Origin of the sequence: Brevundimonas sp. (assembly GCF_032107865.1) — a bacterium.
GTDB lineage: Bacteria > Pseudomonadota > Alphaproteobacteria > Caulobacterales > Caulobacteraceae > Brevundimonas.
The window spans coordinates 1-9,770 of record NZ_DAMCNG010000103.1 but is presented as its reverse complement, the minus strand read 5'-3'; the positions used below and the strand labels follow the sequence as shown (position 1 = coordinate 9,770).

Sequence of the window (9,770 nt, the reverse complement as noted above, 5' to 3'; positions counted from 1 at the left end):
TCAGGGTTTCGGCGTCGCAGGCGATGCCGTCGCGGTCGCAGCCGTCCAGCAGGTCGCCGACCGCCGTGATGCGGTCGATGACGCTCTTGCGGCGCACTTCGGACGGATGGGCGGTCAGCACCGGCGAGATCAGCGCCAGGGCCAGCAGGTTGCGCACGGCGTCCTTGTCGGCGCCCGCCTCGGCCAGACGCTTGAGCGCGCCCTCGGGGGTGTCGGCTCGCTCGCCCGCCTCGGCCTGGGCCTGGGCGCGGCGCTTGCCCGCCCGGTCCTCGGCGACATTGGCTAACAGGGAGAAGGCGGCGAAGCCGTGCGTCAGACCGATCGCCTGATCCAGCGACAGATCGCCCAGCAGTCGTTCCAGCTCCGAGGCGCCGTCCGAGGCCGGGTCGCGGTGATAGGCCACAGAGGCCTGGCGCACAGCCTCGATCCGGTCGTAGAGCGCCTGGCCGCCCTCGTCGCGGATCACCTCGCCCAGCAAGGCGCCCAGAAGCCGAACCTCGTCGCGGAGACGGTCGTGGGGAAATTCCGAAGCCTGGGTCATGGGTGTCTCTCAGCGGGAGGCCGGGCAGGGACCGTATCAGCGGGATCCGAGCGCGCCAGTCCATGCTGCAACGCAGAAACCCCTTGTGTGGTCGCCTCGCTGGTTGAATGGAGCTTCAACAAACTATCGACTCCGGCTGGCTTTTCCGTCATAAGCCGCCACTTCCGGCGCAATTGAACCTGCGCCTCCACCGGGACGACCCCATCCTTTCATGGATGGATGAGCCCGGAGAGGGCCTCTGTCGACGTGATCGTTCGCAGAGGTCGCCCGCCTATGGGCGTTTCTCACGGAGGCCAAGGCCCAGGCGCATGAAAGGGTTTGAATGTTCGAGGCTCTGAACGAGCGGCTGACAGGCGTCTTCGACCGGATCACCGGCCGCGGCGCCCTGTCCGAAAAGGATGTCGAGGAGGCCCTGCGCGAGGTCCGCGTCGCCCTGCTCGAGGCCGACGTCGCCCTGCCGGTGGTCAAGGACTTCATCGCCCGCGCCAAGACGGCCGCGACCGGCGAAGAAGTCATCCGCGCGGTCAAGCCCGCCGATCAGGTGGTCAAGATCGTCTATGACGGCCTGGTCGAGATGCTGGGCGGCGAAGAGCCGGTTCCGCTGAACACCAATGCGACCCCGCCCGCCGTCGTGTTGATGGCCGGTCTGCAGGGCTCGGGCAAGACGACGACCTCGGCCAAGCTGGCCTTGCGCCTGTCGAAGTTCGACAAGAAGAAGGTCATGATGGCCTCGCTGGACACGCGGCGTCCGGCGGCCATGGAGCAGCTGGCCACCCTGGGTCAGCAGATCGAGGTCGCGACCCTGCCGATCGTGGCGGGCGAGAGCGCGGTCCAGATCACCCGCCGCGCGCTTCAGTCGGCCAGGCTTCAGGGCTTCGACGTCCTGATCCTCGACACCGCCGGCCGCATCACCCTGGACGAAGGGCTGATGAACGAGGTGGCCGAGGTCGCCGAGATCGCCCAGCCGGTCGAGACGCTGCTGGTCGCCGACAGCCTGACGGGTCAGGACGCGGTGCGTACCGCCGCCGCCTTCCATGAACGCCTGCCCCTGACGGGTCTGGTGCTGACCCGCGCCGACGGCGACGGGCGCGGCGGCGCCATGCTGTCGATGCGCGCCGTCACCGGCCTGCCGATCAAATATCTGGGCGCGGGTGAAAAGGTCGATGCGCTGGACGTCTTCGACGCCCGCCGCGTCGCCGGTCGTATTCTGGGTCAGGGGGACATCGTCGCCCTGGTCGAGAAGGCTGCGGGCGAGCTGGACCAGGCCAAGGCCGAGAAGATGGCCCGCAAGCTGGCCAAGGGTCAGTTCGATCTGGACGACCTGGCGGGTCAGCTGAACCAGATGAAGAAGATGGGCGGCCTTCAGGGCATCATGGGCCTGCTGCCCGGCGTGGCCAAGATGAAGGCTCAGATGGCCGAGAACAACGTCTCGGACAAGCTGATCGACCGCCAGCTGGCCGTCATCAGCTCCATGACCAAGGCCGAACGCAAGAAGCCGGACCTGCTGAACGCCAGCCGCAAGAAGCGCGTGGCCAAGGGCGCCGGCGTCGAGGTTCAGGACATCAACCGCCTGCTGAAGCAGCACCGGCAGATGGCCGACATGGTCAAGTCGCTGTCCAAGGGCGGCGGCAAGAACCTGCAGAAGATGGCCTCCATGATGGGCGGCCTGCCCGGCATGGGGGGCGGCGGTCCGGACATGAACCGTCTGAAGGCTCTGGGCGGCGGCAAGATGCCGGAACCCTCGGCCGATGAAATGAAAGCCATTCAGGACCGGCTTGCCGGTCTGGGCGGCGGACAACTTCCGGGGGGCCTTCCGGGTCTGCCGGGCTTCCCCAAAAAGAACTAACGCCTTTCTAGAAAGAGACTGAAAATGCTGAAGATTCGTCTGGCCCGCGGCGGCGCCAAGAAGCGCCCCTACTACCACATCGTCATCGCTGACTCGCACAGCCCGCGCGACGGCAAGTTCATCGAGCGCGTCGGCAGCTACAACCCGATGCTGCCGAAGGACAGCGCCACCCCGCGCGTCGTCCTGAAGCAGGAACGCATCCTGGAATGGCTGGCCAAGGGCGCCCAGCCGACCGACCGCGTCGCTCGCTTCCTGTCGCAGGACGAAGTTCTGGGCGCCAAGGTCCAGTGGACCCAGGGCAACAACCCCAAGAAGGCCGAGCCGGGCAAGAAGGCCCAGGAACGCGCCGCCGAGCGCGCCCAGCGCGAAGCCGATCGCCTGGAAGCCGAAGCCGCCGCCAAGGCCGAGGCCGCTGAAGCCGCCGCTGCCGCCGCCGCCGCTCCGGCCGTGGAAGAAGCGCCTGCTGAAGAAGCCCCTGCGGCTGAAGCGCCTGCCGAAGCTGCTGCTGAAGCAACCGAAGAGCAGGCCTGAGCCTTATCTCTTCATCCGGTCACGGCCGGTTGAAACGGAAAGCAGCGTCCTTTCGGGGCGCTGCTTTTCTGCTATCTGGACCCATCGCATCGGCAGACGGAGCCCGGCCATGAGCAGCGAAGACAGACTGATCCAGGTCGGCCAGATCGGCGGCGCCTTCGGGGTGAAGGGGGAGGTGCGGATCAGCGCCTATACCGCCGACGCCATGGCCCTGGTCGGCTATTCGCCGCTGCTGGGCGCGGACGGCAAGCCGGTGCTGACCCTGATCTCGGCGCGGCCGGACAAGGCAGGCGTGGTGGCGCGGGTCAAGGAGATCGCCTCCAAGGAAGAGGCCGACGCCCGGCGCGGTCAGAAGCTGTTCGTCACCCGCGACGCCCTGCCTGAGCCTGACGAAGACGAGTTCTACCTGACCGATCTGGTCGGGCTGGAGGGGCGTGATCCGGCCGACGTGGTGCTGGGCACGGTGAAGTCGGTTCAGAATTTCGGCGCCGACGACATGCTGGAGATCGCCCCGGCCGAGGGCGGCCCGACCTGGTATCTGCCCTTCACCCGCGAGGCGGCGCCGGAGCTGCATATCAATGAGGGCTGGCTGCGCATCGTCCGCCCGAGCGAAGTCAGCGATCGCGACGAAGACTGAGGCGCAGACATTCGCCGCATAGGCGGTTGCGGTTTGCGGCTTCGCTTCCGACATGGACGGGGTCACACCAGCCGGAGCGCCCCATGGCCGACCTGTCCGCCTTTTCCGTCACCCGTCAATTTCCGCCGCAGCATCCCGACCGGCTGCAGCTCTATTCGCTGGCGACGCCCAATGGGGTGAAGGTCTCCATCCTGCTGGAGGAGCTGAGTCTGCCCTATGAGGCGCACCTGGTCGACATCCTCAACAACGAGACCTGGACGCCGGAATTCCTGTCTCTGAACCCCAACGGAAAGATCCCCGCCATCATCGACGCTGACGGTCCGGGCGGGAAACCGCTGGCCCTGTTCGAGTCGGGGGCCATCCTGGTTTATCTGGCGGAGAAGGCGGGGCGCTTCCTGCCGACCGATCCGGCGGCGCGCTATGAGACGCTGCAGTGGGTCTTCTTCCAGATGGCGGCCATCGGTCCGATGTTCGGCCAGGTCGGCTTCTTCCACAAATACGCCGGCCGCGAATTCGAGGACAAGCGACCGCGTGACCGTTACGTCGCGGAATCGCGGCGTCTGCTGGGGGTTCTGGAAGGGCGGCTAGAAGGCCGCCAGTGGATCATGGGCGAGGACTACACCATCGCCGACATCGCCATTCTGGGCTGGGTGCGTAACCTGGTCGAACACTATGGCGCGGGCGAGCTGGTCGGCTATGCCGACTTCCCGCGCGTGGCCGCCTGGCTGGGACGCGGGCTGGCCCGTCCGGCCGTGCAGCGGGGCTTGAACGTCCCGGCGCAGCCGTAAGGCGAGGTTGCGGGGGCGGGCGGTGCGCCGCGCCCCCGCGCACGCTCAGACTTCTTCGGTCGGGGCGTCGCCGACGTACTTCTTGATCGACTCGATGGCGCGCTTGGCGCCCGACTTGTCGGAATAGCCCTCGGTCGAGAAGATGATCTCGGAGTTGTATTTGAACCGGACGCGGAACTCGCCGGCCTTGTCCTGATAGACTTCGAACTTGTGCGCCATGATCGTCTCGCTCTGACGGCCGCCAGTCGGCCAAGGCGAAGAAGCTGCCACGGCCTCGCTCGGGCCGTAAAGGGCGCGAAATGTAAAAGGCCGTGAGGCGCTCAGCCGCGTGTGGGAATCCACCGCCGCGCCGCCAGTGTCAGGAAGCCGACCGCCAGGCCCCAGAAGGCCGAACCGACGCCGAACAGGGCCACGCCCGAGGCTGTCGCGGCGAAGGTCAGCACCGCCGCCTCGCGATCCTTGGCCTCGCCCATCATGGCCCCCAGCGATCCGGTCAGCGGCGCGATCAGGGCCAGGCCGGTGATGACGGCCAGGGCCCCGGTCGGCATGGCGATGAACAGGCCGGCCAGCGGCGCGGCGAACAGGGCGGCGACCAGGTAGAACAGGCCGTAGATCACGCCCACGGTCCAGCGCTTCGTCGCATCGGGGTGGGCGTCCGCCCCGGTGCAGATGGCGGCGGTGATGGCGGCCAGATTGACGCCATGCGCCCCGAACGGCGCCAGAAGCGTGCTGGTCAGCCCGCCCCAGAAGATCAGCTTTCCCGCGGGCGGAGCGTAGCCGGCGGCCCGCAGCACCACCAGACCGGGCAGGTTCTGCGAGGCCAGGGTCACCAGATAGAGCGGCAGGGCCAGGCTGACCGCCGCCTTCCAGTCGAAGGCGGGCATGACCGGCGACAGGGTGCCGAACAGGCCGGTCCCCTCGGGCAGGGCGACCTGGCCGCGTAGCGCCAGAACGGCGAAGGCGGCGACCAGAACCGCGGGCAGGGACCAGGCGGGCGCCAGACGCCGCATGATCAGAAAGACCAGAAGCAACCCCGCCGCCAGCATCAGATCGGTCGGAAACACCAGAAACAGTTTGAGGCAGAAGGGCAGCAGCACCCCCGCCAGCATGGCCGAGGCGACGGCGGCGGGAATGCGCTCGGCCAGGCGACCCAGCGCCGGAACCAGTCCCGTCAGAACCATCATCAACCCGGCGATGACGAAGGCGCCCACGGCCGTCGACCAGCCGAGGCCGAGCGTCGAGGCGGCCAGCAGGGCCGCGCCTGGCGTCGACCAGGCCAGGACGACCGGCATCTTCAGCCGCCAGCTCAGCACCGCGCCGGGCAGGCCGATGCCGAGGCACAGGGCGGTGACCATGGAGATGATCTGGGCGGGCGAGGCGCCCATGGCCTGTCCGGCCTGAACGACCAACGCGACCGTACCGCCGAAGCCGACGACGGTCGCCACTGCGGCGGCCGAAAAACTGGCGGGGGGAGGCAGGCGCACGGAACTCATGCGCTCAAGCTAGGCCGAGGGGCGGCGCGTCGAAAGAGGAAATGCGCCGTCCGCCGGGATGGGTGGGTCGTGAGGGGGAGATAGCAAAAAGGGCCGCCGGTTCGCCCGGCGGCCCTCTGTCTGTCCGAAACCCGGTCGGGTTCAGCCTTCCATGTCGTCCGGCAGGCCGACGGCGTGGAAACCGGCGTCGACGTGGACGACTTCGCCCGTGGTCGAGCGGCCCAGGTCCGAGCACAGCCACAGGGCGGCGCCGGCGACGCCTTCCATCGAGGTCTCTTCCTTGATCAGCGAGAACTGCGCCGACTTGGAGTGCAGGCCGCGCCCGCCCGAGATGCCTGCCAGCGACAGGGTGCGCATGGCGCCCGCCGAGATGGCGTTGACGCGGATGTTCTTCGGACCCAGGTCGCGCGCGATGTAGCGGGTTGCGGCTTCCAGCGCGGCCTTGGCCACGCCCATGGTGTTGTAGTTCGGGATGACCCGTTCGGACCCGAGGTAGGTCAGGGTGATCATCGAGCCGCCGTTGGGCATCAGCCTGGCCGAGCGCTTGGCCACGTCGACGAAGCTGAAGGCCGAGATGTTCATGGCCAGCAGGAAGCTGTCGCGGGTGGTGTTGTCGACGAAGGAGCCCTTCAACTCGTCCTTGTTGGCGAAGGCCACCGAGTGGACGACGAAGTCGATCGTGCCGAATTCCTTCTCCAGCTCGGCGAAGGCGGCGTCCATCGAGGCGTCGTCGGTGACGTCGGCCTGGATCAGCAGCTTGGCGCCGACGCTTTCGGCCAGCGGGCGCACCCGGCGCTCAAGACCCTCGCCAAGGTAGGTGAAGGCCAGCTCGGCGCCCTGGGCGGCCAGCTGCGAGGCGATGCCCCAGGCGATGGAGCTGGAGTTCGCGACCCCCATGATCAGGCCCTTCTTGCCCTTCATGAGGTCTCCGGTGGGCATGTCCCAGCCTTCGCTCGTCGCCATGAGTTCGTCTCCGTATCTAGAACTTGTTCCGCCTTTTGGACGGGCGCGCGGCGGGTGACAAGCGTTCAGACCCTGATCCGCCCCCTGATCCGCCGCTGGCGTTTCGCGACGAGCGGCCTAAGTTGTAGACATGAGCTTCGACGTCGACAGTCCGAATGCGCAACCGGAGGCGGGGCCGGTCTTCTTCGACCGCCGCGAACTGGACCAGATGCTGCGGGTCTATGGGCGGATGGTGGCGGCGGGCGAATGGCGCGACTACGCCATGGCCGGCCAGAAGGATCGCGCCGAGTTCGCCGTCTTCCGCCGTCACGGCGACGCGCCGCTCTACCGTATCGAGAAGCGTCCGGCCCTGCGCCTGAAACAAGGCCAGTGGGCCGTGATCGGCGAGGGCGGTCATGTGCTGAAGCGCGGCCGCGACCTCGCCCAGGTTCTGCGCGTCTTCGACAGCCGCAAGTTCACGGTGGTGGAGTAGGGCGCGAGGCGAGGCGGGAGACAAAAGAAAAAGGCCCCGACGTCGCCGTCGGAGCCTCATCTTGTCTTGGCCTGTTTAAGCCGCGCTCAACCCGGCCGTGACCGCGTCACGGCCATAGCGCACTTAGAAAGCCCCTATTCGCGGCTGCCCATGAAGGCCAGCAGGAACTGGAACAGGTTGATGAAGTTGATGAACAGGCTCAGCGCGCCGAAGCCCGTGGCCACGCCCATCGCGTTCTTGTCGCCGCCCAGGGCGTAGTAGGTCATCTTCAGGCGCTGGGTGTCATAGGCGATCAGACCCGAGAAGATCAGCACGCCGGCGCCCGAGATGATCAGGTACATCACGCCCGACTGCATGAAGATGTTCACGATCGAGGCGATGACCAGGCCGATCACGCCCATGATCAGGAAGGTGCCCATCCCGGTCAGATCCTTCTTGGTCGTGTAGCCGACCAGGCTCAGACCCGCGAAGGCGGCGGCCGTGACGAAGAAGGTCGAGGCCAGCGAACCGTTGGTGTAGCGCAGGAACAGCACGCCCAGGCCCGCGCCGATGGTGGCGACCACGGCCCAGTAGAGCATGTTCACGCCCTTGGCCGTCGGATTCTTCATGAAGAACATCGAGCCGAACAGCATGACCAGCGGCGAGAACTGGACGATCATGCCCAGCATCGTCAGGCCGATGCGGCCGTCGTCCATGCGGGCGAACAGCAGCTGCTGCACCGCCGGGACGTTGCCGGTGACGTAGGCCAGGGCGCCCGCGACGACCAGACCGATCGCCAGCTTGTTGTAGACGCCCAGCATGAAGGCGCGCAGACCGGCGTCGACGGACATGTCCGCCGACTGTGGAAGCGGGCGCGCATAGCCGTTGTTGAAATCGCTCATCGCGAAAGAAGTCTCCCATTCGGCCGGGAATGTCCCGACCTTTGGCTGAAATATCGGGATGCAGACGCATCCTTGCAAGAAAAACCGGACTTCCGGCCGCCGGTTCCGCCCGCTACCAAGGGTCGCATGTTACGCCTGTTCACCGCCATCGCCATTCCCGAGGACGTCGCCGAGACCCTGGCGCGGCGTCAATCCGGTCTGCCCGGCGCGCGTTGGCGGCCGCTGGACGCCCTGCACGTCACCCTGGCCTTCTATGGCGAGGCGTCCGAGCGCACGGCCGATGATCTGGCCTCGGAACTGACGCGGGCCGAGGGCGGCGGGGCGTTCGAAATCACCCTGAACGGCGTCGGCGCCTTCGGTGACGCCCATCGCAGCCATACGCTGTGGGCGGGGCTGGAGCGGTCGGAGCGGCTGAACGTCCTGGCCGGGCGTTGCCGGTCGGCGGGCGAGCGGGCGGGCGTGCCGCCGGAGAAGCGTGAGTACCGACCGCACGTCACCCTGGCCTATCTGAAGCCCCAGGCGAACCCCGACCGCATCGGCGCCTGGATCACCGGGCACAATCTGCTGAGGTCGCCGCCGATCCGCGTGGATCGCTTCGGACTGTACTCCAGCGTCCTGACCGGGGACGGCAGCGTCTACACCCTGGAACGCGAGTATCTGTTGTGATCGATCGCCCGACGTCCCCTCTCGGTCCGACACTGGAGACCGAACGCCTGTTCCTGCGCCCGCCGATGCTGGAGGATTTCCCGCGCTGGGCCGAGTTTCAGGCTGACCCTGAAACGACGCGCTTCATCGGCGGGCCGCAGTCGAGGCATCAGGTGTGGCGCACCATCGCCTCGGTCGCAGGCATGTGGGCGCTGCACGGCGAGGGCATGTTCTCGGTGATCGAGAAGGCGACCGGTCTGTGGATGGGCCGCATCGGGCCGCTGCATCCCTATGACTGGCCGGGCCGCGAGGTGGGCTGGAGCCTGCACCCCGACGCCACGGGCAAGGGCTATGCGGTCGAGGCCGCCGTCGCGACCATGGATTACGCCTGCGACGTGCTGGACTGGCCGGACGTCATCCACTGCATCGACCCGGACAACCGGGCGTCGGAGAAGGTGGCCGAGCGGCTGGGCTCGACCAATCGCGGGCCGGGCGTCATGCCGCCGCCGTTCCATGAGCACGCGGTCAATCTGTGGGGCCAGACGCGGGACGAATGGCGCGTGAACCGGCAACGCTTGCGGTAAGAACATAGGCGGAACATAAAAGGCGTATGGCCGCCGCCGTGCTTCACCTCGAACTGGTCTTCAGCCGCCCCGAAACGACCCTGTCCGTCACGCGGGGGGCGGCGCGGCTGATGCTGGACATGGGCTATGCGCCCCTGTTGGAGGTCTGCCTGCCCAACGGACGACGCGCCGACGTTATGGCCCTGGGGCCCAAGGGCGACATCGTCATCTGCGAGGTGAAGTCGGGCGTCGACGACTATCGCGTCGACCGCAAATGGCAGGAGTACGGCGCCTTCTGCGACGCCTTCTACTTCGCCGTCGCGCCGGAGTTTCCGCAGGGCGTATTGCCGGACGAGCCGGGCCTGATTGTCGCCGACGGTTTTGGCGGGGCGGTGGTGCGCGGCGCGCCC

At 67.5% G+C, this 9,770-nt stretch carries 13 protein-coding genes; 8 read left to right on the top strand and 5 right to left on the bottom strand.

Going from position 1 to position 9,770, the window contains the following annotated elements:
* A partial coding sequence (locus RT567_RS09905) for a phosphoenolpyruvate carboxylase (RefSeq protein WP_313576190.1) occupies window positions 1–541 on the bottom strand: 541 nt, incomplete at its 3' end.
* Window positions 542–863: 322 nt separating this feature from the next.
* On the opposite strand from RT567_RS09905, the gene ffh reads away from it, so the two are divergent.
* From ffh to RT567_RS09885, 4 genes are all read left to right on the top strand, one after another.
* On the top strand, window positions 864–2,387 hold the full coding sequence (ffh, locus tag RT567_RS09900; protein WP_313576188.1) for a signal recognition particle protein: 1,524 nt from the start codon (window positions 864–866) through the stop codon (window positions 2,385–2,387).
* 24 nt (window positions 2,388–2,411) lie between these two features.
* Complete coding sequence (rpsP, locus tag RT567_RS09895; protein WP_313576186.1) at window positions 2,412–2,918, top strand: 30S ribosomal protein S16; 507 nt, start codon at window positions 2,412–2,414, stop codon at window positions 2,916–2,918.
* Between the two features lie 109 nt (window positions 2,919–3,027).
* Window positions 3,028–3,555 (top strand): ribosome maturation factor RimM, encoded by a 528-nt coding sequence (gene rimM, locus RT567_RS09890; protein ID WP_313576185.1) that lies wholly within the window; start codon window positions 3,028–3,030, stop codon window positions 3,553–3,555.
* Between the two features lie 83 nt (window positions 3,556–3,638).
* A complete protein-coding gene (locus RT567_RS09885; RefSeq protein ID WP_313576183.1) occupies window positions 3,639–4,343 on the top strand; it encodes a glutathione S-transferase N-terminal domain-containing protein in 705 nt (234 codons plus the stop codon).
* Between the two features lie 45 nt (window positions 4,344–4,388).
* On the opposite strand, the gene RT567_RS09880 is transcribed toward RT567_RS09885, so the two are convergent.
* The 3 genes from RT567_RS09880 to RT567_RS09870 all read right to left on the bottom strand — a co-directional run bounded on the left by RT567_RS09880 (window position 4,389) and on the right by RT567_RS09870 (window position 6,775).
* Window positions 4,389–4,562 carry a YegP family protein gene (locus tag RT567_RS09880; RefSeq protein WP_076224443.1) on the bottom strand — a complete coding sequence of 58 codons (174 nt, stop codon included), beginning with the start codon at window positions 4,560–4,562 and terminating at the stop codon, window positions 4,389–4,391.
* A gap of 101 nt (window positions 4,563–4,663) precedes the next feature.
* Window positions 4,664–5,836: a benzoate/H(+) symporter BenE family transporter gene (locus tag RT567_RS09875; protein WP_313576181.1), complete on the bottom strand. Its 1,173-nt coding sequence runs from the start codon at window positions 5,834–5,836 to the stop codon at window positions 4,664–4,666.
* A 141-nt stretch (window positions 5,837–5,977) separates the two neighbouring features.
* Window positions 5,978–6,775: an enoyl-ACP reductase gene (locus RT567_RS09870; protein WP_162200520.1), complete on the bottom strand. Its 798-nt coding sequence runs from the start codon at window positions 6,773–6,775 to the stop codon at window positions 5,978–5,980.
* Window positions 6,776–6,929: 154 nt separating this feature from the next.
* Between RT567_RS09870 and RT567_RS09865 the strand changes: the two genes are divergently transcribed.
* Window positions 6,930–7,271, top strand: a complete 342-nt coding sequence (locus RT567_RS09865; protein WP_087141553.1) for a DUF2794 domain-containing protein — start codon at window positions 6,930–6,932, stop codon at window positions 7,269–7,271.
* Window positions 7,272–7,405: 134 nt separating this feature from the next.
* Here the strand turns inward: RT567_RS09865 and RT567_RS09860 are convergent, their stop codons facing one another.
* Window positions 7,406–8,152, bottom strand: coding sequence for a Bax inhibitor-1/YccA family protein (locus tag RT567_RS09860; protein WP_076224445.1), 747 nt, complete (start codon window positions 8,150–8,152; stop codon window positions 7,406–7,408).
* Window positions 8,153–8,278: 126 nt separating this feature from the next.
* Between RT567_RS09860 and thpR the strand changes: the two genes are divergently transcribed.
* The 3 genes from thpR to mmcB all read left to right on the top strand — a co-directional run.
* Entirely contained in the window at window positions 8,279–8,818 is a 540-nt protein-coding gene (thpR, locus tag RT567_RS09855; RefSeq protein ID WP_313576177.1) for an RNA 2',3'-cyclic phosphodiesterase, read from the top strand.
* The gene (locus tag RT567_RS09850) at window positions 8,815–9,381 is read left to right on the top strand and encodes a GNAT family N-acetyltransferase (RefSeq protein WP_313576176.1); all 567 of its coding nucleotides are present in this window, start codon (window positions 8,815–8,817) and stop codon (window positions 9,379–9,381) included. Before thpR ends, RT567_RS09850 begins: the two co-directional genes overlap by 4 nt.
* 26 nt (window positions 9,382–9,407) lie before the next feature.
* Window positions 9,408–9,770, top strand: a 363-nt coding sequence (mmcB, locus tag RT567_RS09845; RefSeq protein ID WP_313576174.1) for a DNA repair putative endonuclease MmcB, incomplete at its 3' end; no start/stop codon positions are given.